Here is a 26,822-nt window from a genome sequence, read left to right on the forward strand (position 1 = left end):
TAGTTGGGAGTCGATTGTCTTTTTTAAAGAATAAAGCACAAAGCACAAAGAATAAAGTTGGAATCGCCTTCGGCGATGGCCTTCAGAAAAGTATGGACATAAAAAATGGGGCCGAAGCCCCATCCTTATTTATACTTTATGCTCTATGCTCTATAATCTAAATTAAAAGCGAAGCTTTTAATTATTCCGCATGCAACCAAGCCTTTTTAGCTAATAAAGTTTCGTTGTCTTCTACGTGATCTGGATCCGGTACGCAGCAATCCACTGGGCAAACCGCAGCACATTGTGGTTCCTCGTGGAAACCAGTACATTCCGTACACTTATCTGGAACGATATAATAGAATTCTTCTGAAACAGGCTCTACGGGTGTTTTAGCATCCATCGATGAACCGTCTTCTAGTTCAATTTCTGTTAAAGCGGTACCTCCGGCCCAAGTCCATTCTACACCACCTTCATAAATAGCTGTGTTTGGGCATTCTGGTTCACAAGCCCCACAGTTAATGCATTCGTCTGTTATGATAATTGCCATACCCTATTTTTGTTTGATTCTGCAATTTACGAACATAAATTTGAATAGTATATAATTTATATGGACTAACGGAAAAAATTTCGACCTTTGTGGGGTAAAATCTATACAATTATGCCAAAGGCTTCCTTTTTACAGCTTATTTCTTTTCTAAAAGCTTTTTTTTCTGATGAATCGAATCGAGAAAAAATAGAACTATTTATAGATAGATCTGTAAATGAGAATCCTTGGTTTTCGGAAACCTTGGTTCGCCACGCGATGCAGGCGATTGAAGAGCAATTCTTTTCGGTGCAAGCTTGGGAAGATTTTTACGCAAAACACCCTATTCAAGCCGCAAAGCCTAAGAATGTAGGAATTGTTTTGGCGGGTAATTTACCTGCAGTGGGTTTGCACGATGTTTTAATGGTTTTAGCTTCAGGACATCAAGCCTCTTTGAAATTGAGTTCACAAGACAAGGCCTTGATGCAACTCTATGTGCTGGCGATGCAGTCATTTGAAGCAGCGGTACCTGTCGGTATCATTGAACGTTTACAAGGAATGGATGCTGTAATTGCGACTGGAAGTGATTTCTCTGGAGGTTATTTTGCGCATTATTTCTCCACGATCCCACACATTATTCGGAAGAACCGCAGCTCTTTAGCCGTTTTAAAGGGTAATGAGACGCAGGAAGATTTCAAAGGTTTGGCCCAAGACATTTTTACCTATTATGGTTTAGGCTGCAGAAACGTTTCTACGATTGCGGTTCCAGTGTCTTATGATTTAACTCCTTTATTCGATGAATTAACCAAGGAGACATGGGTATTAGATCATTCGAAGTACTCCAATAACTTTCAATACCACCGGACTTTGTTCTTGTTAAACCAGATTCCTCATTTTGATTTAGGAAATCTATTAGTGACGGAGAATGATGATTTAGTTTCCCCCGTGGGCGTTTTATATGTACATCGTTATGCTGACGATGCTTCTTTGCAAGCCTGGATTCAGGAGCGTGAGGAGAAAATTCAGTGTAAGGTAGGTTTGGAGATTGGTTTTGGCCAAAGTCAATATCCAGCCCTCGATGATTTCGCTGATGGAATTGATACTTATGACTTTTTGATTAACCTTTCATAGGCTTTAAATAGCCCCCACGCCCCTATTCCTCCTACTAAAGCTCCCACGATTACATCGAGCGGATAATGTGCGCCTAAATAGATTCTGCTGTAAGATATAATCGATGCCCACAGAACCAGGGCTACGCCAGCGAACTTATTCTTGGTCAATAAATAAAAGCCGACAGCAATTGCGAAGGAGTTGGCAGCATGCGAAGAACAAAAACCAAATTGTCCACCACAGCCTGCCGGTAAATGAATCCACGATTGAAATTCGTCGACATGGCAAGGTCTTAGGCGTTTAAATAGAGGTTTTAAAAGACTGGAGCTGAATTGGTCAGCTACTGAAACACTTGCTACTAAATAGAGTACGGATTTCCAGCATTCCGATTTATACTGCTTATATAAAAAGTAAATGAGTAGTCCATATAGCGGAATCCACGTCAATTTACCTGAAATGATTTCCATCGGTCCATCTAACCAAGGCTGGTGAGCCTCGTTAATCAACCGAAATAAATGGTCATCCCAGGTAGGAAACATGGCTTAGAATTTAAATTCAGCACGAATTCGAGCAATAGTAGCTTCAGCGATGGGTTTTACTTTCTTTTCGCCGATAGCTAATTTCTCTTCGATAATTTCCGGATGTGCGATGAAATAGTCGAATTTCTCTCTTGCCTCTTTGAAATAACCTAACATCAATTCGTGCAAGGCCTGTTTCGCATGTCCGTATCCATAACCGCCCGCTTCATAATTAGCGCGCATTTCTGCCACTTGCGCTGGGGAAGCCATTAATTGGTAAAGTTTGAAGGTAATATCGTTATCCGGATTTTTAGGTTCTTCTAATGGAGTGGTGTCTGTGACGATCTTTTTGATTTGCTTCAATAAATCCTTTTCAGGAAGGAAGATATCAATGTAATTGTTTAGAGACTTGCTCATTTTAGCTCCATCTAAACCTGGAATAGTCATCACATCCTCGTTGATGCGCGCTTCTGGTAACACGAAAATATCTTTGTTATATCGCTTATTCACGGAATTAGCGATATCGCGGGTCATTTCGATGTGCTGTCTTTGGTCCTTACCTACTGGTATAATTTGCGCATCATATAAAACGATATCAGCCGCTTGTAAAACGGGATAAGTAAATAAACCGGCATTCACATCCGATAACTTATCCGATTTATCTTTAAAGCTGTGTGCATTTGCCAGCATGGGAAACGGCGTAAAGCAGTTTAAATACCACATTAATTCGGTGTGGTAAGAGGCTAATTTTGACTGGCGGTAGAAGTAATTTTTCTCTGTATCAAAGCCAAAAGCCAGCCAAGCAGCTGCAATAGACAAGGTATTACTGCGAATACTTTCGCCATCCTTTAAGGAAGTAAGTGTGTGTAAGTCTGCAATAAATAAAAAGGATTCATTACCAGGTTGCTTCGAAAGTTCAACCGCTGGCATAATTGCACCTAAAATATTACCCAAATGGGGCTTTCCTGAGGCCTGAATGCCCGTTAAGATCCGCATAGCTTTTCTAAATAATTTATGCAAAAATCAGGAAAATAGACCATAACTCCAAGTGATTTGTGCTTGGGCATTCGAGCTAAATTTGCTAAATTCGTTTTTACAAATTCACCCCTTATTTGATGTCTCTCTCTCCTAGCCTATTGGCCTTTTTGCGTGACCTCCGTGTAAACAACACGCGTGAATGGTTTGCGGAAAACAAAGCCGTATATGAGCTAGAGAAAAAAGGATTTGACGCCTGGACGACTGAGTTGATTTCGGAGTTTGCCGATTTTGAAAACATGGATGGGGTTTTGTTAAAGCATTGCTCTTACCGAATTTACCGAGATGTGCGCTTTTCTAAAAATAAGGAACCGTATAAGACGTGGTTTTCGGCTAGTTTTTCGGAAGGCGGTCGTAAATCTGGTTTGATGGACTATTATCTACACATTGAGCCTAATGGCGCCTCTTTTCTAGGTGGTGGTATGTATTCGCCTACACCAGAACAGTTAGCCGCATTTCGACAAGAAGTAGATTACAATGCGGATGGATTACGTAAGATTATACGGGATCCGAAGTTTACAGCCGTTTTTGGGGAGGAAGTGGGAGAAAGTCTGGTTCGAATTCCAAAGGGATTTGAGGCGGAACATCCAGACGCCGAATTGCTGAAAAAGAAGCAATTATTTTTCTGGAAGAAATACACGGACAAAGAACTTTGTTCTCCTGATTTTACTAAGCAATTGATTGCGGATGCCAAAGTATTGAAGCCCTTTTTGGACTTCTTGAATGCCGTATTTTTTGAAAAAGAACCTTTTATAAAAGAATAATCCTCTATGCAATTTTCGCATTTGCACAACCATTCCCAGTTTTCCCTATTAGATGGTGCGTCTAAGATTTCGTCTATGTTCAAAAAGGCGAAGGAAGATAATATGCCAGCGGTAGCGATTACGGATCACGGAAATATGTTTGGGGTTTTTCAATTTGTAGCCGAAGCGGGAAAGCAAGGGGTGAAACCGATTGTAGGTTGTGAGTTTTATCTTGTGAATGATCGCCACAAACAGGTATTTACGAAAGAGTTAAAGGATAAGCGTTACCACCAATTATTCTTAGCGAAAAACCCGGAGGGCTATCAGAATTTGGTCAAATTATGTTCTCTCGGCTTCATGGAGGGGATGTATTCCAAATACCCTCGGATTGATAAGGAGCTCGTTTTAAAATACCACAAAGGTTTAATTGCCACAACCTGTTGTTTAGGGGCTTCTGTGCCTCAGGCCATTTTACGAGATGGTGAGGAAGCAGCGGAGAAGGAATTTAAGTGGTGGTTGGATTTGTTTGGCGAAGATTATTATATCGAGGTACAAAACCACTTTATTCCAGAGCAGCAGACGGTGAATGAAGTCCTATTGCGTTTTGCGAAGAAGTATAATGTGAAGGTGATTGCGTCGAATGATAGCCATTATTTGGACCAAAAAGATGCAAACGCTCACGATATTTTATTATGTATTAATACCGGCGAAAAGCAGTCCACTCCTACTTACAAGGATATAGAAGGCGATTTCGATATGAAGGGAAAGCGTTTTGCTTTCTATAATGATCAATTTTATTTCAAGACGACCGAGGAGATGACCAAATTATGGTCGCATGTCCCCGAAGCAATCGACAATACAAATGAGATCGTGGGTAAAGTGGAAACACTGAAGCTCACCAAAGATGTGATGTTGCCTAATTTTCAAATCCCATCCACTTTCTTAAGTCAGGATGATTACTTGGAGCACATTACGATGGAGGGCGCGAAAAAGCGCTACGTTGATATTGACCAGGTGGTGGAAGAACGTTTGCGTTTTGAGTTGCATACGATTCGGACAATGGGTTTTGCAGGTTATTTTTTAATCGTAGCCGATTTTATTAGTGCTGGACGTGATTTAGGCGTTTATGTGGGCCCAGGTCGTGGATCCGCGGCGGGTTCAGTAGTGGCTTATTGTTTGGGAATTACAAACATTGACCCCATAAAGTATAATCTCCTTTTTGAGCGTTTCTTGAATCCAGATCGGAAGTCCTTACCCGATATTGATACGGACTTTGATGATGAAGGCCGCCAAAAAGTGATCGACTACGTCGTAGATAAATATGGTAAAAACCAAGTAGCGCACATCGCGACCTATGGTACGATGGCAGCGAAAATGTCCATTAAAGACGTTTCTCGCGTTCTAGACCTACCCTTGCAGGAATCCAATGCCTTAGCGAAACTGGTTCCAGAGAAACCGAAAATTACATTGGACCGTATTTTCAATGCGGCTTTGACCGGAGATAAGAGTTTAGCAGACAAGGAGGGACTTAATCCAGAGGAATTAGAGCAAGTAAAGGAATTGCGTCGCATCAAAGAATCCGGTGGATTGCCGGCGACCGTTATAGAGAATGCGTTGATTTTAGAGGGTTCCGTTCGGGGAACGGGTATTCACGCGGCGGGGATCATCATTGCACCTTCTGATTTAACGGATATTTTGCCGGTAGCTACTTCGAAAGATGTGAGTCTATTGATTACGCAATACGACGGTTCGGTGATTGAAAATGCGGGTGTAATTAAGATGGACTTTTTGGGCTTAAAAACCCTCTCTATCTTGAAAGAGGCCGTTCGCCTGATTAAGCAGAACCACAACGAGACGATCATCTTGGATGATCTTCCTTTGGATGATAAAACAACCTACGAATTATACCAAAGAGCTGAAACGAACGGTACCTTTCAATTTGAATCCCCTGGGATGCAGAAACACTTGCGTGATCTGAAGCCCGATCAATTCTCGGATTTGATTGCGATGAATGCCTTGTTCCGTCCAGGTCCGATGGTCTATATTCCGAATTACATTGCCCGAAAACACGGTCGCGAGAAGATTGAATACGATTTACCAGAAATGGAAGAGTATTTGAGCGATACCTATGGAATTACGGTGTACCAAGAGCAGGTAATGCTTCTCTCTCAGAAGCTGGCGAATTTCACGAAAGGTGACGCCGACGTACTTCGCAAGGCGATGGGTAAAAAAGACAAGGCCACCATCGATAAGATGAAGGGTAAGTTTATGGAAGGTGGTGCGGCGAATAATCACCCCGTGGATAAGTTGGATAAAATTTGGACGGACTGGGAAGCTTTTGCTCAATATGCCTTTAACAAATCCCACTCAACTTGCTATGGTTTAGTGGCTTATCAAACAGGTTATCTGAAAGCAAACTACCCACCAGAGTTTATGGCGGCGGTGCTTTCGAACTCCTTAGGTAACATTGAGAAGATCACCTTCTTCATGGATGAGTGCAAGCGGATGGGCTTATCTTTATTAGTCCCGGATGTAAATGAATCCTCTCGCTCGTTTGCGGTGAATAAGAAAGGCCAAATCCGTTTCGGACTAGGTGCGATCAAAGGTGTGGGTGATGCGGCGGTTGATGCAATTGTGGAAGAACGTCAGAAAAATGGCGAATACAAGGATATTTTTGACTTCGTTTCTCGAATCAATGTGCGTCAGGTAAACAAGAAGAGCTTAGAATCGCTCGCACTTGCTGGGGCATTTGATTGTTTTACTGAAGTGGCTCGATCTCATTATTTTGCTATCGATTCACAGGATAATACGAATTTTATTGAGAAAATTGTTCGCTATTCGTCCCGTATGGCAGAATTGAAGGCAGAAGCGACAGCCTCTCTTTTTGGTGAATTAGGAGCTGGAACGGGTAATGACATCGCTCAGCCTAAGATCCCTACTGCTGAACCTTGGTCTGTGATGGAGCAATTGAAGAATGAGAAGGAAGTGGTGGGCGTTTATATTTCTGGTCATCCTTTGGACGAATACAAAACAGAGATCGCTAATTTCTGTAATTCGAATACGGGTCAATTAGAATTACGTCCGAATGTAGCACAGACTTTTGCCGGTATCGTTACCAAAGTAAACGTTAGAACCTCTGCGAACGGAAATCAGTTTATGATTTTCACGATTGAGGATTATGCAGGTAACTACGAGTTTGCCTTGTTCTCGAAAGATTACATCCAGTTTGAACGTTTTATTGCACAGGATCGCCTGTTATTCATTAATGGATCGTATCAATTAAAGAATCGCCACATGGATCAAATGGTCTTTAAGATTCAATCGATCGAATTATTGTCAGAAATCTTATCCGATCGAACAAAAGAGATCAAATTGCGTTTAGACTTAAATCGCTTGACTCCCGCGTTATTGGATTTATTGCAAGAGACGTTAGAGCGAAATAAAGGCGATAAGAAATTGACTTTAGAGGTGTATGACGAGCACGAGAAAATCGGAATGGATTTTTTATCGCGTAAAATGCAGGTTAGCATCGGTAAAGGCTTGATTTCAGAGCTTAAAGAGCTTGAAAATGTGGGCTTTAAGTTAATTTCGTAAAAATTTTATTCCGGGAACTAATTGTTCTGCCGGTTTTGTTTTAATTTTGAATTTTATAAAATATATCAAACAATGGGAAAATACGTAGAGGCAACAGATGCTAATTTTCAAGAGTTAATCGGCACTGATACACCAGTTTTAGTAGATTTTTGGGCAGAGTGGTGTGGCCCTTGTAAAATGATCGGACCAATCGTGGAAGAATTAGCGGGAGATGTTGAAGGTCAAGCGATCGTAGCAAAAATGAATGTAGATCAAAATTCAGCGGTACCTGCTTCATTAGGTATTCGTTCTATCCCTACTTTAATGGTATTTAAAAAGGGTGAAATGGTAGAACGTTTAGTGGGTGGAAATATCCCTAAGTCCGTTTTAGCTGAAACTTTATTAAAGCACGCTTAATTATTAAGCGAATAGACTTTATTCATAGCCTGTAACAAGATGTTGCAGGCTATTTTTATTTCCTCTTCCGTGATGGTCAAAGGTGGTGCAATACGAAGTGAATTATCGCAGAATAAAAACCAATCAGTTATTAAGCCATTCAGGATACATTCGTCAATCACGGCTTTTACTGTCTTGAAATCCTGCATTTCCATCGCTAGCATAAACCCGATTCCTCTCACTTCGTGAATAATGGGATGTTGTAACAGACTTTTGAATAGATCGCTTTTAGCCGGTATTTGAGCCATCAACTGTTCATCCATGATATAGCGTAAGGTTGCTAATGAAGCCGCGCAAGAAACTGGATGACCACCAAAAGTCGTAATATGGCCTAATACGGGCTCAAAACTCAAGGTTCTCATCAATGTTTCATTCGCTAAAAAGGCCCCAATCGGCATTCCCCCTCCCATTCCTTTGGCAGTGAGAAGTATATCCGGAACAATATCCATGGGTTGAAAAGCCCAAAAAGTGCCCGTTCTCCCAAAACCCGATTGGATCTCATCTACGATTAATAAGGTCCCTGTTTTATCACATTGCTTTCGCAAAGCTTGAAAATAGGCTGCTGTTGCTGTTTTAACGCCGGCCTCTCCTGCTACAATCTCAATGATGACAGCGGCTGTTTTTTCGGTTATTTTAGATAGATTAGCTAGGCATCCGTGGTGAATATGGCGAATGTCAGGTAACAAAGGACGAAAGGCATTTTTAAAATTCTCATCTCCCGCGATAGATAAGGCTCCTTGACTTGCACCATGGTAAGCGTTAAAACAGGAGATGAATTCAGTTCTGCCCGTATAACGTTTTGCTAATTTCATGGCTCCCTCCACTGCTTCTGTTCCTGAATTCGTGAAATAGACTTGATTTAAGTGTTCGGATCCGGTGGATTTAACTAATGCTTCAGCGAGTTGTACTTGAGGACTTTGGATATATTCACCATATACCATTAGGTGCATATAGGCATCCACTTGGTCTTTAATGGCTTTAATGACGGCTGGATTTCGGTGTCCTACATTCGAAACGGCAATTCCAGAGATCAAATCCATATAAGATTTTCCCTGTGTATCGTACATATACACGCCTTCCGCCTTGGTTATTTCTAATGCCAAAGGTGCGTCCGAGGTAGGCGCCATAAATTTTTGGAAGAGCTGTCGATGCGTGAATCCCATAGCCTACAAAATTACGTTAATTCTTGTTAAGTGCTCGCCGTTCGTCAAATTATTCATTTCAATTAGCCTCTTTCGAGTACTTTTGTTTTATGAAACCACTTTTACTCCTTTTATGTACGTGCATCGGCCTTCAGGCTCAGACACTCAGCGGAACCATTCGGTCAAACAAAGGCGAATTGATGCCATTTTCATCGATTTGGGTGACTAATCTTAATAAAGGAACCCTAGCTAATGAGGAGGGCAAATATGCGATTCAATTGCCCAAAGGAGAACACGAGGTGGTTTTTCGTTTTTTGGGACATACCCCTAAATCACATAAAGTTAATTTATCAGGAGATTTGTCGCTTGATGTAGTTCTAGCGGAAGAAACTGTAACTCTTCAAGATGTAAATGTTGGCGGCTTAAAAGAGGATCCAGCCATTGGTATGATGCGCCGGATGATTTCCATGGCCCCATTTCATTTGAAAGAAATTGATCGCTATGCTGCCAAAGGATATGTCAAAGGTGCCGGTAAAATTACTTCCATTTCTAAAGTGATGAATGCCCTCATAGGAAAGAAGATGGAAAAAGAAGCGGGTATTAAAGTGGGTTCTACCTATGTGTTAGAAGGGATTAATCAGATTACCTATACTCGTCCAAATAAGATAGACGAGAAAGTATTGTCTAATCGAAATAACCTTCCCGCTGTCCTAAAGAATTCAGGAGCTCCTAATTTACGTATTACACAAACCAATTTTTATCAACCTAAGGTGTGGGGTTCCTTAATCTCCCCTATCTCACCATCGGCATTTTCGTTTTATCATTTTGCCTATTTAGGTAGTTTTCAGTTGAATGGCCAAACGGTTTCTAAGATTCAAGTCAAGCCTAAATCAACTTCAGATGACTTATTTGAAGGTACACTTTCTATTGTAGAAGACACTTGGAGTATCTATTCCTTTAGTTTAGCTTTTCGTAATTCACAAGGGTATTATACATTTCAACAGCAAAATGCCCTTTTTCAAGGCGTTTGGATGCCAGTTAATTATGATGTGAATGTCAATTTTGATGCCATGGGTTTTGGGGCAACATTCCGCTACATAACCCAGGTGAAAGAGTATTCTATAAAAGTAAATCCTGCTTTTGTGGTGAAGCCTACGATTATTGAAGAGCGTTTGCATAAGGATTGGGCGAAAGAAATCAATAAGGAAAAGATTACAACTCCTAAACTGGCTTTGGGAAAAGAATTGACGCGTAAAAAGCTGAAGAAGGTGTTAAAAGAAATAGATAAAGAAGAGAAAAAAGAGGAGTTTAGTTCGGATTATACAATTACGGTAGATTCTTCTGCTGCCATAAAAAAGGAGGAATATTGGGAGGCAGAACGCCAAGTTCCATTGACAGAGGCTGAGGTCAAAGGTTATAAGGAAGCAGATAGTCTTTCTGTTCAAGATGAGAAAAAGCGTTTAAAGGATTCAGTAAATGCCTTGCCTCGATTCCGCTATGGAGATATTTGGTCTGGTCGTATTTATAATTATGGTCAAAAAGGCCTAGGTGCCAGACTAGCACTGAGTGGTTTTCAAAATGGATATAATGCCGTAGATGGTTATTCGTTAGGTCGAGGTGTAGACTATCGTTATACCTATAAATTGTCGGATTATTGGGGGTCTGGATTTGATGTTCGTTATGCTTTCTCTAGAAAAGCATGGAACGGATCCGCTTACGTGGAACGTAATTGGGATGAGAACCGCCAACGAATACATCTTTCTGGTGGTTCAGCGATTCAACAAATAAATTCAACAGAACCAGTTCCTGCCATCGTTAACCTCTATTATGCCTTATTCTTATCACAGAATTATTTGAAGTTGTACCAAAAAGATTTCGTAAAGCTTACCTATGGTATGCAAATGAGTTCTAAGTGGAATCTAAATACGACTTTAGAATTTCGATCTCGAACCAGTTTAGAGAATCACGAAGAGAATGGGTTTTTCTACAAAGAACGTCGTTTTGAATCCAACGGCCTTCCTTTTGCTACAAGTAAGCAATGGTATGGCTCGCTTATTTTTAGATATCAACCTTTCGCCACTTGGAGGAGATATAATGGATCTCGTAGATTGTCTAATGAGGTAGGCCCTACTATTACAGGTGCATATGAACAGGCTTTTGGAGATGATACATATAATAAAGTATCTCTACAGGTTTCTCAATCAATTTCATTAGCTAACTGGGGTGAATTTAATTACCGAATCACGGCTGCTCATTTCATTAATAAGCCTTCTTTACTAGTAGATTATCAACATTTTAAGGGGAATGAAGTTAATGTTTCGACCGTTAGTTCTAGTTTTTTAGCACTTCCTTATTATTCCCTTTCGAATTCTGGAGATCATTTTAAGGCATTTATCACTTGGGAGCCGAGAAAATTTGTGTTAACCCAAAATGCTTTTCTATCTCTATATGGGCTAAAGGAAAAAGTGGGCTACTCCTATCTTCAGACTGCTGTTAATTCTCAAGTTATTCATTACCAAGAGTTTAGTTATGGCTTAACTGGGATAGGTAAAATTTTAGGTCTAGATTTAGTCTATCCAATGGGAAATGTGGTGCCTGAAAAATGGAAAGTTCTAGTCAGATTGCCTTTCTAATTGTTTATTTGCACACATTTACCTAAATTGTGCTAAATTTTTTTGGAATAATCTAAATCAACCTTTATGAATCAAATTGTTTACTTAGTTCCTGCTTTTGGTTTAGTAGGATTGCTGTACACAGCATGGAAGTTTAACTGGGTATCTAAACAGGATGCCGGTAATGAAAAAATGCAAGAGTTGGCTGGTTATATCGCAGATGGTGCGATTGCCTTCTTAAAAGCAGAATGGAAAATTTTAACCTATTTCGCGATTCCAACCGCTATTTTATTAGCTTGGTTAGGATCACAAGAGGGAACACCGGAAAATCCGATTCACTCCTCCCCTTTAATTGCAGTAGCATTTTTAATCGGTGCAGTTTTCTCTGCTACCGCAGGTTATATCGGTATGATCGTAGCTACTAAAGCAAACGTTCGTACTGCTGAAGCAGCAAGAACTTCTTTAGCAAAAGCTTTGAATGTTTCTTTCACAGGTGGATCCGTAATGGGAATGGGAGTAGCTGGTTTAGCTATCTTAGGTCTAGGCGGTTTATTTATTGCATTCTACCAAATCTTCGCACAAGGTCAAGCATTGACTTCAGTAGAGATGAAAACGGCGATCGAAGTATTAGCTGGATTCTCTTTAGGAGCTGAGTCTATCGCTTTATTTGCGCGTGTAGGTGGAGGTATTTATACGAAAGCAGCTGACGTAGGTGCTGACTTAGTAGGTAAAGTAGAAGCAGGTATCCCGGAGGATGATGTGCGTAACCCTGCCACTATCGCTGATAACGTAGGTGATAACGTAGGTGACGTAGCCGGTATGGGAGCTGACTTATTTGGTTCTTATGTAGCGACTATCTTAGCGACTATGGTATTAGGTCAAGAAATTTCTGTTACAGATAATTACGGAGGTTTCTCTCCTGTCTTATTACCGATGTTAATTGCAGGTGTAGGTTTACTAGCTTCGTTAGTTTCGACTTTCTTTGTTCGTATCTCTAGTGAAACTTCATCAGTTCAAAATGCATTGAACGTAGGTAACTACACTTCTATTGCGATTACATTCGTAACGTCTTACTTCTTAGTGAAGAATATCTTACCAGAGTATTTAACACTTCGTGGTACCACTTTCACTTCAATGGATGTGTTTTATGCGATTATCGTCGGTTTAGTGGTAGGTACTTTAATGTCGATCATTACAGAATACTATACAGCTATGGGCAAGCGTCCAGTTGATTCAATCGTTCAAAAATCAGGTACTGGTCATGCGACTAACATCATTGGTGGTTTAGCAGTAGGTATGGAATCAACGGTATTGCCAATTTTAGTGTTAGCCGCTGGTATCATCGGTTCATATCACTTTGCAGGAATTTACGGTGTGTCAATCGCAGCAGCAGGTATGATGGCTACAACAGCGATGCAATTAGCAATTGATGCTTTCGGTCCTATCGCTGATAACGCGGGTGGTATTGCTGAGATGTCTCAATTACCAAGTGAAGTACGTGATCGCACGGATAACTTAGATGCGGTAGGTAATACGACAGCTGCAACGGGTAAAGGTTTTGCTATTGCTTCTGCAGCTTTGACTTCATTAGCTTTATTTGCAGCGTTCGTAGGTATTGCTGGTATTAGCCACATCGATATTTATAAAGCAGATGTTTTAGCCGGTTTATTTGTAGGTGGAATGATTCCATTTATCTTCTCTGCTTTATGCATCTCAGCAGTAGGTAAAGCAGCGATGGAAATGGTGAACGAGGTTCGTCGTCAATTCCGTGAGATTCCAGGTATCATGGAATACAAAGCGAAACCAGAATACGAGAAGTGTGTAGCTATTTCAACTGAAGCTTCTATTCGCCAAATGATCCTACCAGGTGCAATTGCTTTGATTGTTCCGGTTTTAGTAGGATTTACAATGGGACCAGAAGTATTAGGAGGCCTGTTAGCAGGTGTAACGGTTTCAGGTGTATTGATGGGTATTTTCCAATCGAATGCAGGTGGAGCTTGGGATAATGCTAAGAAGTCATTTGAGAAAGGTGTGTTGATCGATGGTCAAACGTATAAGAAAGGTTCTGAGCCTCATAAAGCGGCTGTGACGGGTGATACCGTGGGTGATCCATTCAAAGATACATCAGGTCCATCTATGAACATCTTGATTAAATTGATGTCCATCGTTTCATTAGTGATTGCCCCTTACATTCACGTAGGAGATAACGATCACGCGTCTGCAACGAAGATGGAGAAAGCTCCTATCGTGAAAGCGATCGTGGCGAAGAAATAGTCTTCTATTTTATTAGGCATAAAAAAAGCCCCGCAATTGCGGGGCTTTTTCTTTATCTATCAATCTGTGAAATCCTTGGAAGTAATTAAGCAGTTAATTTACCTCTTAATGCTCTTGGGATATCGATTGTTGCTACTGGGTTAGACATTGGATTTAAGATCTCACATCCTTCCACAGCTAATTTATTTACTTTAACAGTTTGACCTAAGTCTAAACCAGAAATATCAACTGTTACGAAATCAGGAATGTTTTCTGCTTGACCACGTAAAGTTACTTTACGTAATTTTTGCACCATTTTACCCCCTTTGATAACACCCGGAGAATTTCCAGTTACTTTAATAGGCACAGCAATCTTGATTGCTTTTCCTTTTTGAATTTCCAAGAAGTCTACGTGGTAGATCATCTCGTTTACTGGGTGGAACTGTGCATCTTGTAAGATCGCACGGTATTTCGTACCCTCAATGTTTAATTCAACTTCGTACACATCCGCAGAATATAATAATTCACGGAAAAGGATCATTGGAACAGCAAAGTGAACTTGCTCAGAACCACCGTATAATACACATGGTGCCATTGCTTCGTTACGTAAATCATTTGCGCTCTTCGTACCGAGATTCGCTCTTTTAAACCCTACAATCTCTAATTTTTTCATCTTGTTTTTGTTAATGCTTCTAGTCTTTCGCACATTGGCTATCCCCTAGAAACGGTTGAAATTAATATTTAATAAATAATGAACTGATAGATTCGTGATCACGGATACGACCAATCGCCTTTGCAAAAAGCTCTGCTACTGAAAGTACCTTAATTTTGTCACAAGTTTGTTTTTGAGGAATCGTATCTGTCACTAATAATTCTGTCAAAACAGAATTAGAAATGTTCTCATACGCCTTTCCTGATAAAACCGGGTGAGTGACAACCGCCCTTACTGAATTTGCTCCTTTGTCCATAATTAATTGAGCCGCTTTGCACAAGGTGCCACCGGTATCAATTAAGTCATCGACTAAGACTACATCTGCACCTTTAACGTCTCCAATTAATTGCATCGAAGCAATTTCATTAGCACGTTTACGGTGCTTATCGCAAATAACCATCTCCGCATTGAAGAATTTAGCCATGTTGCGTGTACGAACAACGCCTCCCACATCGGGTGATGCGAAAAGGATGTTCTCTAGATTTAAAGATTTCAAATACGGAACGAAGATGGCATTTCCTTCCAAGTGATCTACTGGGAAGTCCATGAAACCTTGGATTTGACCAGCGTGCAAGTCAATCGTCATTAAACGATCGGCCCCAGCTGCAGTCAATAAATTGCCAATTAATTTCGCTCCAATACCTACACGTGGGCGATCTTTACGATCTTGACGTGAATAGCCAAAATACGGGATAACAGCAGTCACATAGTGAGCCGATGCACGTCTAGCGGCATCAATCATCAATAATAACTCCATTAAATTATCCGCAGATGGGAAAGTAGACTGAATGATAAACACATCGCAACCACGAACAGATTCGTCAAAACTAGGTGACATTTCGCCGTCTGAGAACTTTAACGTGGTTACAGCGCCCAAATCCTTTCCATAATACTTAGCAATATCTTTTGCTAAATAATTAGATGCAGAACCAGAAAATATTTTAACTGCGTTAATCGCTGCCATGGGTTTGTTAGGGCTTATTTTTTATAATAAGGGGCAAAATTAAGCAATTTTGCCCCTATTTCAAATTATTTAACAGATGCACGGATGATGTTTAAGGCACCACCTGCTTTGAACCATTCGATTTGTTGCTCATTGTACGTGTGGTTCACAGCAAAACTATCTGTGCTACCGTCCGCGTGAACTAACTCAATCATCAATGATTTTTCAGGAGCAAAGCTTCCTAAGCCCACGATGTTTATCGCATCATCCTCTTGGATTTTGTCGTAATCAGCTTCGTTCGCGAAAGTCAAGGCTAACATGCCTTGCTTCTTTAAGTTGGTTTCGTGGATACGAGCAAATGACTTCACTAATACGGCACGAACACCTAAGTGACGTGGCTCCATTGCTGCGTGCTCACGAGATGAACCTTCACCGTAGTTGGTATCTCCTACTACAATGGTTCCTAAACCAGCCGCTTTGTAAGCACGCTGAGTAGCTGGAACTGGACCATATTCACCTGTCAATGCGTTCTTCACGTTGTCCGTCTTCTCATTGAAGAAGTTCACTGCTCCGATTAACATGTTATTAGAAATATTATCTAAGTGACCACGGTATTTCAACCAAGGACCTGCCATGGAAATGTGGTCTGTAGTACATTTACCTTTGGCCTTAATTAATAATTTCAATCCTTTTAAATCAGATCCTTCCCATGCTGCGAATGGATCTAATAATTGTAAACGATCAGACGTAGCTGAAACCTTTACTTGAACGCCTGAACCATCAGCTGCAGGAGCTTGATAGCCAGCATCTTCAGCAGCAAATCCTAATTTAGGTAATTCGTCTCCTGAAGGAGCGTCTAATTTCACTTGCTCCCCTTTATCGTTTGTTAACGTATCCGTTAATGGATTGAAAGTTAAATCACCTGCAATCGCTAATGCTGTAACCATTTCTGGTGAAGCAACAAAAGCAAATGTGTTTGGATTACCATCCGCACGTTTTGCAAAGTTTCTATTGAACGAGTGAACAATCGTGTTCTTCTCCCCTTTTTCAGCACCTGGACGAGCCCATTGGCCAATGCAAGGACCACAAGCATTCGAGAATACTGTCGCTCCGATAGAATCAAAAGTGGAGATAAAACCATCGCGTTCGATGGTGTAGCGTACTAACTCAGAACCTGGAGTGATAGTAAATTGCGCTTTCGTCTTCAAACCTTTTGCCGCTACTTGCTTCGCTAAAGAAGCTGCACGTGCGATATCTTCGTAAGACGAGTTAGTACAAGAACCGATCAAACCTACTTCCACTTTCGTAGGCCAGCCGTTTTTCTCAGCCATTTCTTTCATCTTAGAAATAGGCGTAGCTAAATCTGGAGTGAAAGGACCATTTAAATGTGGCTCTAATGTATCTAAATCAATTTCAATTACTTGATCAAAGTATTTCTCAGGGTTTGCATATACTTCAGGATCAGCTGTTAAGTGTTCTTTAACGCCATTCGCTAAAGCTGCTACATCCGCACGCCCAGTTGACTCTAAGTAACGAGCCATCGAAGCATCGTAACCGAAAGTAGAAGTCGTAGCTCCGATTTCAGCACCCATGTTACAAATAGTTCCCTTACCAGTGCAAGACATAGAAGTAGCTCCTTCGCCAAAATATTCAACGACTGCACCTGTACCCCCTTTTACCGTTAGGATACCTGCTACTTTTAGGATAACGTCTTTAGGAGACGTCCAACCATTTAATTTACCCGTTAATTTAACACCAATCAGTTTAGGGAATTTTAATTCCCAAGCTAAACCTGCCATGACATCGCAAGCATCTGCTCCACCTACACCAATGGCAATCATACCTAAACCACCCGCGTTAACCGTGTGTGAGTCAGTACCAATCATCATACCGCCTGGGAAAGCATAGTTTTCTAAAACTACTTGGTGAATGATACCAGCGCCTGGTTTCCAGAAACCGATACCATATTTGTCTGAAACGGACGATAAGAAGTCATAAACCTCTTTATTTTTATCCACTGCTACTTGTAAATCCGTAGTAGAGGCAACTTTTGCTTCAATTAAGTGATCACAATGCACGGTAGAAGGAACAGCCACTTGTGGACGTCCTGCTTGCATGAATTGTAATAAGGCCATTTGAGCAGTTGCATCTTGCATCGCCACACGGTCTGGTGCAAAATCTACATAAGAAGCTCCTCTAGCATAGGCAGCAGTAGCTGTTCCTTCCCATAAATGGCTATAAAGAATTTTTTCAGTTAACGTAAGCGGTTTACCTGTTAACGCACGAGCTGCAGCAATGCGAGCCGGCATGCGATCGTAAACAGCTTTAATCATTTCAATGTCAAAGGCCATGGTAATAATGTTAGGTAAAAAATGTTCACAAAATTAATAGATTAGCTTCAATTTTGCCACTATTTTAAGAGAACATTTCCTTTGTTAGGGAATTATTAAGAACTTTGTTTTATTGCTTGATTTAACCTATTTATTATAGGACTATTTTAACATTTTAATACCCTCTCCGTTTGAACTTTTTGAAAATATTCCTGTTGATTGGATGTTTTTTTCATTTTTCGCTAAATGAAATTCAAGCGCAATCCCTACCTCCAGCTTCTGTTTTAGAGCATGCTTTACGTTCTGCCGATGTGCATGGGCAAGCGATTGGATCCTTTAAGATGCGTGTTAAAGTACAAGAAAAGGCACGATTTAATCAGGTTATTGGGATCGCTCGCAAGAGATTAGCGGCGAAAGAAGGAATTCAAATGGGGCAATGGTATGGAAATCAAACCATCTTAGAGGTACAGGTGGGGCATTTGAACCAACTGATACACGGAATTGAATCCGTTCAGACCTTTCATAAGAAATACACGAAACCTACTTTGTTTCTTTGGCCTGATTTGTACCAAGATTATGTGGGGACCTCTTGTGTGTCTCCGTTGAGCTTTCAAGCTAAATCCTATTATTATTTTAATTTCAAAGGAGATACGCTGGTAGAAGGTAAGTTATGCCGGCAATTTCAAGTAGAACCTAAAATACGTAGAGATCGCTTATTTAAGGGTGTTTTAACGTTAGATGAAGCGGGTTGGATTGTTCGATTTAAAGGAACTGTCTTCGCAGATGCGATCGATTATTCGTTTGATTTGCAACATCAGTTCTTTCAGGACAAATGGATCCCGAAGAAAGGGGAAATTAAATTAGTGGCTGGGTTATTGGGAAGTGATGGGGAGTATGTTTGGGAGCAAGAGTCCATTGGTCAGCCAGAGGAATGGCGATTCGATTCACGTCTGTTTGACGAGCCTAAAAATCCCAAAGAGACCTTGAATATATCTCCAGTGGCATTTGATGAGACATTTGCGAATCAATTTTTGACCAATTTACACGGCTCTTTATTGCGCAAATGGAAGCAAAGGCCTACCTCTAATTTAGTGATGATTGATTCGGTCTATTACAAATCGGCTGAAATTAATAAAGGTTTAGATCCTACGTTTTTTACCGAGGTACCTGGAATGAAAAACCGAGAGGTACTCATAGATAGCTTTAGAATTGCCCCTTTTAATCCTACACAGCTTATTTTGAGTAAGTCTTTCTATTTTGGACAATTCAAGCGTGATTTTTATCCATTTGAGATCTATTATAAATCCCCCGTTTTTGATTCCAATTTTAATACAGTGGAAGGATTTGTGGTTAATACGGCCGTAGTGTTTAGAAAGCGATGGTCACGATATCAGCTGTTAGAGGCGGAGGTTTTGGGTCGAAGAGCTTTTGGTATTAACCGTAATTCTGGTTTACTGAGATTACGTTATCGCTCAGATGCATTTGATTTAACGGTAGCAAATGGGGATTATATAGCTCAATATAATCCTGAGAATACGATTTCGCCAGAGATGAACTCGTTGTCTACTTTGTTATTGAAGAATAACCAGATGAAAATTTACCGGACTAAGTTTACTTCAATGAACCTGACCAAGCGTTTCTCTGCTCGTTTCTTTTTTAAATCATTGGTTGAATATTCCGAGCGTTCTCAGATGGATAATACGACGGATTATTATTGGATTAATTTCTTGAATCGAGATTTTAAGCCGAATAATCCAACGAATTCAGAATATACACAGGAGGGTTTTGCTACACATAAATCCTTTATTACTCAATTACAAGTAGGTTTTCGACCTTTCTTAACCCAAAGTTACCGAGCGAATACACGGCTGACAGATTGGGGATCTTCTCCCCTTTTGTTAGCGAAATACCGGGCAGGATGGAAAGACGTGGCTGGGTCTTCTACGGATTTTAATCAAGTGGAATTGTCCTATCTACATAATATTGAAGTGAATCCTTGGATTAAAATGGGATTGTTGATTAATGCCGGTACATTTATAGGTAATAAGCCATCCTACTTTATCGACTTTAAGCATTATAATGGAACGTTAAACCTAGTTCAGGCGGGTGAAATGTTAGCCTCTGAGCGTTTAGTGGGTTATTACCAAAACTTCACCTCAGGTGCTAACCAGCGGTTGAATGTGAACCATTATGCTAATTCTACCGCTGGAAGCTATGTAGAAGCGCTGAGCTTTTTTCAGTTTTCTAATCTTTGGTTAAAGCCTCTTTTAGGCATGAAAAAGCTCTATGTAAAGGAAGTCTTGATTGCCAATGCGAATTATGTCCAGAATCAAAATTTACTCTATAACGAACTAGGTTACGGACTTGATGGCGTGTTTAAAGTCTTTCGATTAGAGGCGATTGCGAACTTCATTAATGGTCAATTTAGTTACATCGGATTTCGGGTGAATATCAATTCCCGAATTCGCATCGGAAATATCCCAGAATAATTTTTTTTAGCTTTTCGGTGTATTTTGCCTCTTTGTTAAATTTAGAGCCCTTATATTTGAGGTCATTTTAAGAATTTCATTTTTTAACCAGCATAATGGCAAAAAATTTAGTCATCGTTGAGTCTCCTGCGAAAGCGAAGACCATAGAAGGATATTTGGGAAAGGATTTCGTGGTGAAGTCTTCTTTTGGTCACGTACGCGATTTGCCTTTAAAAGGAGATAAAGCCATTGATGTGGAGAACGACTTCGCTCCTACCTATGTGGTATCGGCGGATAAGACAAAGGTCATTTCTGAGTTAAAAAGTTTAGCGAAATCATCGGAGGAAGTGTGGTTAGCAACGGACGATGACCGGGAAGGAGAAGCCATTTCTTGGCACTTAAAAGAAGCTTTAGGGTTAAAAGATAACGCGAAACGGATTGTTTTCCGTGAAATTACGAAACCAGCCATTTTGCAAGCCATTACGCAGCCACGTACCATTGATATGGATTTAGTGAATGCGCAGCAGGCACGCCGGATTATGGACCGTTTGATTGGGTTTGAATTATCACCTGTGCTTTGGTCTAAAGTACAAAAAGGTTTATCTGCTGGCCGTGTGCAATCTGTTGCGGTTCGTTTGATTGTAGAACGTGAGCGTGAAATTGAAAATCACGAAGCGGTAGCTACTTTTAAAGTAGTGGCTCATTTTGATCTTCCAGGTAAAAAGGTATTAAAAGCTGAATTGTCGAAGGCATTTGCCAAAGAAAATGATGCATTAGACTTCTTGAAAAAATGTGTAGGCGCTGCGTTCAGCATCAAAAGCTTAGAAACGAAACCGGCGAAAAAATCACCTGCACCTCCATTTACAACGTCTACCTTACAACAAGAGGCTTCTCGTAAATTAGGTTTTGCGGTAGCTACGACCATGTCTGTCGCTCAAAAACTCTACGAATCAGGTCGTATTACGTATATGCGTACCGATTCTACGATGTTATCGCAAGAAGCAAGAGATAAAGCGAAGGCGGAAATTGAATCAGCTTATGGCGCTAAGTTCCACTACAGTCGTCAGTTTAAGACCAAATCTGAAAGCGCACAAGAAGCTCACGAAGCCATTCGTCCGACAGATTTTGCCAATCACAGCATCACAGGTGATGCGCGTGAGAAGCGTTTATATGAGTTAATTTGGAAGCGCGCCATCGCCTCTCAAATGGCGGATGCCTTAATTGAGCGCACGACCGCTTTAATTGATATTTCAACGACACCTGAGTTGTTATCAGCACAAGGTGAAGTGATTGCCTTTGAAGGTTTCTTGAAGGCCTATTTAGAAGGAAAAGATGACGAGGACGAGGATGAGAACAAAGATATGTTGCCACCTTTGAACGTCGGACAAGTGTTGACATTAGATGAAATGAAGGCCCAAGAGCGTTTTACTCGTGCTGCGCCGCGTTATACGGAGGCAAGTTTAGTGAAAGCTTTGGAAGAAAAAGGAATCGGTCGTCCTTCGACCTATGCTCCTACCATTTCTACCATTATTAAGCGTGCCTATGTGGTGAAAGAAGATCGTCCAGGTAGAGAGCGCGAATTCCAAACTTGGGTACTTTCAAATAACGAGATTTCGGGAACGAAAGCAACAGAAACAGTGGGTACGGAAAAGTCAAAATTATTCCCTACACACATCGGAACACTCGTAACAGATTTCTTAGTTGAAAACTTCGAAAATGTAGTCGATTATACGTTTACCGCGGAGATGGAGGATGAATTTGATAACATCGCCAAGGGTAAATTAGAGTGGACGGTCTTGATGAAAAACTTCTACAAGTCTTTCCATCAAACGATTGAAGATTCTAAATCCATTAACCGCAGTTCTGTGGGTGGTGGACGTGAATTGGGTGTAGATCCTAAGACAGGGCGTTTAGTTTCGGTTCGTTTAGGGAAATTTGGCCCATTTGTACAGTTAGGTGAATCTTCTGAGGAAGAAAAACCAGTCTTTGCAAATTTAACGAAGACACAAGCAGTAAGTACGTTGACTTTTGAAGAAGCTTTGGCCTTGTTAGAACGCCCTAAATTGCCTCGCGAAGTGGGAATTCACAACGATATGCCAGTGATTATTGGTGCTGGAAAATTAGGTCCTTACATTAAATATGATGGCAAATTTACGAGTTTGCCTGATACACACGATCCATTCACGATTGAAATGGATCAAGCGATTGCGGTCATTGCCCAAGCATTGAAGGACGCGGAAGCTGGTGGTTTAGGATACTTTGAAGATTCCTTGATTGAGACCGGTAAAGGCCGTTTTGGTCCTTATGTGAAGCACAATGGCAAGTATTATTCTTTAGCGAAAACAGATAATTTAGCCACCATTGATCAAGCGCGTGCCATCGAATTAATCGAAGCAAAGCGTAAAGTGGAAGCGAATAAATTCATTAAGGAATTTGCAGAGAATGAGTCTGTTAAGGTAGTGAACGGCATGTACGGTCCGTATATCCAAATCGGAAAACGCAACGTGAAGATCCCTAAAGGAACGGAACCTGCTGATTTAACCTTAGAGGAGTGTTTAGCCCTAGGTGACGCGGCTCCAGCCCCTAAAAAAGCACGTAAAAAATAAGCATATGAGTCAGATTATCGATGGAAAGATGGTAGCCGAAACGATGAAAGTCGCTATTGGTGAAGAAGTAAAACAAATGGTTGCCGCAGGCCAAAAAGCCCCTCATTTAGTGGCCATCCTCGTAGGAAATAATGGCGCATCTGAGACCTATGTAGCGAATAAAGTAAAATCGTGTGAGGAATTAGGCTTTGCGTCTACCCTGTTACGTTTTGATCCTTCGATCTCTGAAGCTGATTTGTTAGCGGAAGTACAAAAAGTGAATGACAATCCGGAAATGGATGGCTTAATCGTTCAATTACCACTTCCAAAGCACATTAATCCAGATAAAGTAATGGAAACGATTCATCCGTCTAAAGATGTAGATGGTTTCCACCCGATCAATATTGGTCGTATGGCCAAAGGATTGCCGGCATACATCTCTGCCACACCGCAAGGAGTGTTGGATTTATTAGCTTATTACAAGATTGAAACCGCTGGAAAGCACTGCGTGGTAGTCGGTCGTTCTCAAATTGTAGGTTTACCCATGTCCATCTTAATGCAGCGCAATCACCCAGTGGGTAACTGCACGGTTACCTTAACGCATTCTAGAACGACTAATCTAGAAGAAATTTGTTCTCAAGGGGATATTGTTATTGCAGCATTAGGTATACCAGAGTTTATTAAGTCTGCCCACATTAAACCAGGTGCCGTGGTTATCGACGTAGGTTTAACCCGCGTGGAAGATGCGACAAAGAAATCAGGCTTTGCTTTAAAGGGCGATGTGGATTTCGCTGATGTAGCTCCAAAATGTTCCTACATCACGCCTGTACCTAAAGGCGTAGGTCCCATGACCATCGTTTCCTTGATGAAAAATACGCTTTTAGCAGCTAAAGGTGTTATTTATCCGAAAAACTAAGATTGATATAGATAGCGATAAAAGACTCCTAAAGGGAGTTTTTTATCGTATTCATCATTCAAAAAAATCTCTCCCGATTCCGCCTGTTCTGGCACATTGAAAATCCCTTTCATTAAGTTTTCTACAACCAAGGTTGAAAATCCTAAGGAGTAGACGTTCGTTAATAGAATATGTTCCTTCGGATCTAAAATTTCCTTAACAGAACGCAGCATATCATCGATTTGTTCTTCTAATACCCATTTTTCTCCTTCTGGACCACGACCATAGGCTGGAGGATCCAAGAGAATGCCTTGGTAGAAATTGCCGCGTCTTGCTTCGCGTTTGACGAATTTAAGCGCGTCTTCCGCCATCCAACGGATATTATCTAGCTTGGATACTTCCATGTTTTCTCTTGCCCAGGATAAGACGGGTTTCACCGAATCCACGTGTGTCACATCAGCTCCTACCTGCTTGCAGGCTAAACTTGCACCGCCAGTATAGGCGAACAAATTGAGTATTTTAGGCTTTGGTGTTTTTAATAAGGGAATGTTCTTTGCCAAAAACTCCCAGTTCGACGCTTGCTCCGGAAATATACCTACGTGCTTAAAGGAGGATAAAGATATTTTGAAATTTAAATTTAAGGTCTCTGATTGATAGGGCATAAACCATTTATCAGGTACCCCCTTCTTTACTTCCCAAACCCCACGTTCCGTACTTCCCTTTTCTTTTTTGAAGTAGGCATTCGCTTTACTTGCCCAGAATTCTTCAGATAATGATTTTTGCCAAACAGCCTGCGGCTCCGGACGTCTCACCACAAAGGCTCCAAACTGTTCCAGTTTTTCGAACCCACCTGAGTCAATTAATTCGTAGTTTTTACCCCAAAAAGCGGGTGTTTCAATGGCAATAGAAGCTGAATTTTTCAAATTTTAGGGGTTCAATGGGATTTTAGTCAGGAAATATACGGAGCGTCTTCCTTCCTCTGAATTGTTGATAGTTTGGTTGCCAGAAGCGATAAAGTTATTGCTATACCAATAGTTAAGGTCTGATTTTTCTTGACGGCGAATTTTATCACCCTCATTTTGTGTGCTCAATTCTTGTACTTTCTCATCGCCAGACTGACCTTCAGGGCTAATGTATTTAGAGATAATGTTGTTCCCTCTTTGGTAAGATAAAGTCAACACATCACCGTGTAATGAGGTCTTAATCTTTTGAATTAATTTTTCCTCTTTGATATTATTTAAATCAATAGACTGATCCCAAAGTAGATTCCCTTTTTCATCTAATTCAGCAATCACTGCGTGGGTATAAATCCAACCATCAAACTGCTGTGAATTGCTATATGAATTATAGCCTCTGTACCCCCAAGGGCTGTAATAACTCGAAAAGGGCGAGTACAATCCATAATTTCCATAACCCCAACGATAGGGATTATACATCATATTCCAAGGGGAATAGAGTCCACCACCTAGCATTCCCAAAGTTCCTCCAAAAGGCGAGTAATTCACATATTTATAATCTGGATAGAAAGCTTCTGCCACCACGATATAATGGTCACCCTTTTTGATGATTTCATGCATTAAAAGACGGTAATCTAAACGTAGCTCCTCACCTTTTTCCTCTTTCGATTTAATCTTTTTCTCCTGTTTGTTCTTCTGTTTTTCTCCTAAGAAATTAAAGAAGTTCGTAAACTGCGTGAAGCTTGTAAATTTTGACTCTTGTAAATCTCCATCTAAATAGGAGCTGAAGTATAAGCCTTGTGAACTTGGTCCTTTCGAGGATCCTATAGAGCCTTTATGGCCATAGGTTCCCACCACTATCTGTAATGAATCGTTTAGTTGAGTTGATTTGGCATTCATCTGTGCATACTCGTCTTTCGGATTCATGGTAATTTGCCCTAACTGATTCCCATCTTCATCAAAGGATTTTAAGATTAGTTGGTAGTTTTTTGCCTTTTTCCCTACCGAATAGACCACATTGATTTGCTGTTGTAGTGTGTCTAAATCCATCGATTGGATCTCTGCTTGTCCGTTCACGACAGCCGGAAGAATGCGGGTTCGCTTTTCACTTAGATTGGTGAAAAGAATGACGGGTGTGCTGTTAATGATACCCCCAATAAATAAGGACTGATTTAAGGCTTTAAAGTTCGAAATTTCCATCTTCTCGACCGAAAAGATTTGGAATTTTTCCAATTTACCATCGGTCGGATTGACACGAACGATGTAGTAATTATTGCTTTTAAAGCGACTGAACAATAAATAGAGGCGATTCCCGTCGTAACAATGCGTTACATAATCTAGGTTGCCGTCTACGCTTCCTTGGTTTGTCCAAACCTGCTCTAAATTCGTATTGAATTTTCTAATATTGAATTCCGCTTTACCTATGTGATTTAATACAATCACCCCTTTTTCTCCTAATGGAATGGAAAAAGTTTCCAATTGACTTGAACCTACTGGGATTTCAATTCGCTTCATTTCTTGGGCGAAAGTAGCGATACTACAAAATGTAAATACAAGTAAAAGGCGGATCGATTTCATCATTATTCAGCTAGGCTTAAAATTATATCGAATTCTGCTTTTGCGACGGGTGTTACGGATAAACGGGATTGTTTGATGAGCGCTAAACCAGATAAGCGATCATCTGCTTTCATCGTTTTCAATGTGACCGTTTTAGCGAATTTTTTAACCGGGATTAATTCGACAACGACCCAACGTGGATCTTCCGTAGTCGGATCAGGAAAGTGCTCCCGTTTTACTTCTGCTAATCCTACGACTTCCATTCCTTCGTTAGAATGGTAAAAAAAGACCCAATCGCCTTTTTTCATCGCCATCATATTGTTCCGGGCTTGGTAATTTCGAACGCCGTCCCACACAGATTTCCCTTCCTTAACGAAATCATCCCAAGAATATTTGAAAGGCTCTGATTTTACTAACCAATAATTCATG

Annotated in this window: 19 protein-coding genes; 9 read left to right on the plus strand and 10 right to left on the minus strand. The window is 40.7% G+C overall.

What is annotated here, in order from left to right; translation table 11 throughout:
• Positions 1-181: 181 nt before the first annotated feature.
• The gene (locus G9X62_RS10040) at positions 182-529 is read right to left on the minus strand and encodes a 4Fe-4S dicluster domain-containing protein (protein WP_223130577.1); all 348 of its coding nucleotides are present in this window, start codon (positions 527-529) and stop codon (positions 182-184) included.
• 111 nt (positions 530-640) lie between these two features.
• On the opposite strand from G9X62_RS10040, the gene G9X62_RS10045 reads away from it, so the two are divergent.
• The gene (locus G9X62_RS10045; RefSeq protein WP_223130578.1) at positions 641-1,636 is read left to right on the plus strand and encodes an acyl-CoA reductase; all 996 of its coding nucleotides are present in this window, start codon (positions 641-643) and stop codon (positions 1,634-1,636) included.
• Here G9X62_RS10045 and G9X62_RS10050 read toward each other — a convergent pair.
• Together G9X62_RS10050 and trpS are read right to left on the minus strand one after the other, a co-directional pair.
• Positions 1,609-2,154, minus strand: coding sequence for a phosphatase PAP2 family protein (locus tag G9X62_RS10050; RefSeq protein WP_223130579.1), 546 nt, complete (start codon positions 2,152-2,154; stop codon positions 1,609-1,611). The genes G9X62_RS10045 and G9X62_RS10050 overlap by 28 nt on opposite strands.
• 3 nt (positions 2,155-2,157) lie before the next feature.
• Positions 2,158-3,129, minus strand: coding sequence for a tryptophan--tRNA ligase (gene trpS, locus G9X62_RS10055; RefSeq protein WP_223130580.1), 972 nt, complete (start codon positions 3,127-3,129; stop codon positions 2,158-2,160).
• Positions 3,130-3,248: 119 nt separating this feature from the next.
• Here trpS and G9X62_RS10060 point away from each other — a divergent pair, with 119 nt between their 5' ends.
• From G9X62_RS10060 to trxA, 3 genes are all read left to right on the plus strand, one after another.
• Positions 3,249-3,932, plus strand: a complete 684-nt coding sequence (locus G9X62_RS10060) for a DUF2461 domain-containing protein (RefSeq protein WP_223130581.1) — start codon at positions 3,249-3,251, stop codon at positions 3,930-3,932.
• Positions 3,933-3,938: 6 nt separating this feature from the next.
• Positions 3,939-7,505, plus strand: a complete 3,567-nt coding sequence (gene dnaE / locus G9X62_RS10065) for a DNA polymerase III subunit alpha (protein WP_223130582.1) — start codon at positions 3,939-3,941, stop codon at positions 7,503-7,505.
• Between the two features lie 72 nt (positions 7,506-7,577).
• Positions 7,578-7,901 (plus strand): thioredoxin, encoded by a 324-nt coding sequence (trxA, locus tag G9X62_RS10070; protein ID WP_130896622.1) that lies wholly within the window; start codon positions 7,578-7,580, stop codon positions 7,899-7,901.
• Here trxA and G9X62_RS10075 read toward each other — a convergent pair.
• Complete coding sequence (locus tag G9X62_RS10075; RefSeq protein WP_223130583.1) at positions 7,898-9,103, minus strand: aspartate aminotransferase family protein; 1,206 nt, start codon at positions 9,101-9,103, stop codon at positions 7,898-7,900. The genes trxA and G9X62_RS10075 overlap by 4 nt on opposite strands.
• A gap of 89 nt (positions 9,104-9,192) precedes the next feature.
• On the opposite strand from G9X62_RS10075, the gene G9X62_RS10080 reads away from it, so the two are divergent.
• Positions 9,193-11,715: a DUF5686 and carboxypeptidase regulatory-like domain-containing protein gene (locus tag G9X62_RS10080; RefSeq protein WP_223130584.1), complete on the plus strand. Its 2,523-nt coding sequence runs from the start codon at positions 9,193-9,195 to the stop codon at positions 11,713-11,715.
• Between the two features lie 66 nt (positions 11,716-11,781).
• Positions 11,782-13,968: a sodium-translocating pyrophosphatase gene (locus G9X62_RS10085; RefSeq protein ID WP_223130585.1), complete on the plus strand. Its 2,187-nt coding sequence runs from the start codon at positions 11,782-11,784 to the stop codon at positions 13,966-13,968.
• A gap of 85 nt (positions 13,969-14,053) precedes the next feature.
• On the opposite strand, the gene G9X62_RS10090 is transcribed toward G9X62_RS10085, so the two are convergent.
• From G9X62_RS10090 to G9X62_RS10100, 3 genes are all read right to left on the minus strand, one after another.
• Positions 14,054-14,620 (minus strand): 50S ribosomal protein L25/general stress protein Ctc, encoded by a 567-nt coding sequence (locus G9X62_RS10090; protein ID WP_223130586.1) that lies wholly within the window; start codon positions 14,618-14,620, stop codon positions 14,054-14,056.
• Between the two features lie 61 nt (positions 14,621-14,681).
• Positions 14,682-15,623, minus strand: coding sequence for a ribose-phosphate pyrophosphokinase (locus G9X62_RS10095; protein ID WP_223130587.1), 942 nt, complete (start codon positions 15,621-15,623; stop codon positions 14,682-14,684).
• A 65-nt stretch (positions 15,624-15,688) separates the two neighbouring features.
• Positions 15,689-17,953 (minus strand): aconitate hydratase, encoded by a 2,265-nt coding sequence (locus tag G9X62_RS10100; RefSeq protein WP_223130588.1) that lies wholly within the window; start codon positions 17,951-17,953, stop codon positions 15,689-15,691.
• Positions 17,954-18,132: 179 nt separating this feature from the next.
• Here G9X62_RS10100 and G9X62_RS10105 point away from each other — a divergent pair, with 179 nt between their 5' ends.
• The 3 genes from G9X62_RS10105 to G9X62_RS10115 all read left to right on the plus strand — a co-directional run bounded on the left by G9X62_RS10105 (position 18,133) and on the right by G9X62_RS10115 (position 23,901).
• A complete protein-coding gene (locus G9X62_RS10105; protein ID WP_223130589.1) occupies positions 18,133-20,421 on the plus strand; it encodes a DUF5686 family protein in 2,289 nt (762 codons plus the stop codon).
• A gap of 95 nt (positions 20,422-20,516) precedes the next feature.
• The gene (topA, locus tag G9X62_RS10110) at positions 20,517-23,006 is read left to right on the plus strand and encodes a type I DNA topoisomerase (RefSeq protein WP_223130590.1); all 2,490 of its coding nucleotides are present in this window, start codon (positions 20,517-20,519) and stop codon (positions 23,004-23,006) included.
• Positions 23,007-23,010: 4 nt separating this feature from the next.
• Entirely contained in the window at positions 23,011-23,901 is an 891-nt protein-coding gene (locus tag G9X62_RS10115; protein WP_223130591.1) for a bifunctional 5,10-methylenetetrahydrofolate dehydrogenase/5,10-methenyltetrahydrofolate cyclohydrolase, read from the plus strand.
• Here G9X62_RS10115 and G9X62_RS10120 read toward each other — a convergent pair.
• Genes G9X62_RS10120 through G9X62_RS10130 form a run of 3 tightly spaced genes read right to left on the minus strand, consistent with a single transcriptional unit; the run spans position 23,898 to position 26,821 of the window.
• Positions 23,898-24,803 carry a class I SAM-dependent methyltransferase gene (locus G9X62_RS10120; RefSeq protein WP_261345515.1) on the minus strand — a complete coding sequence of 302 codons (906 nt, stop codon included), beginning with the start codon at positions 24,801-24,803 and terminating at the stop codon, positions 23,898-23,900. The two genes, G9X62_RS10115 and G9X62_RS10120, sit on opposite strands and share 4 nt — an antisense overlap.
• Before the next feature lie 3 nt (positions 24,804-24,806).
• Positions 24,807-26,417 (minus strand): hypothetical protein, encoded by a 1,611-nt coding sequence (locus tag G9X62_RS10125; RefSeq protein ID WP_223130592.1) that lies wholly within the window; start codon positions 26,415-26,417, stop codon positions 24,807-24,809.
• Positions 26,417-26,821: an EVE domain-containing protein gene (locus tag G9X62_RS10130; RefSeq protein ID WP_223130593.1), complete on the minus strand. Its 405-nt coding sequence runs from the start codon at positions 26,819-26,821 to the stop codon at positions 26,417-26,419. The genes G9X62_RS10125 and G9X62_RS10130 overlap by 1 nt, the downstream gene beginning before the upstream one ends.
• Position 26,822: the final 1 nt, after the last annotated feature.

This window comes from Aquirufa lenticrescens, from assembly GCF_019916085.1.
GTDB classification, from domain to species: domain Bacteria; phylum Bacteroidota; class Bacteroidia; order Cytophagales; family Spirosomataceae; genus Aquirufa; species Aquirufa lenticrescens.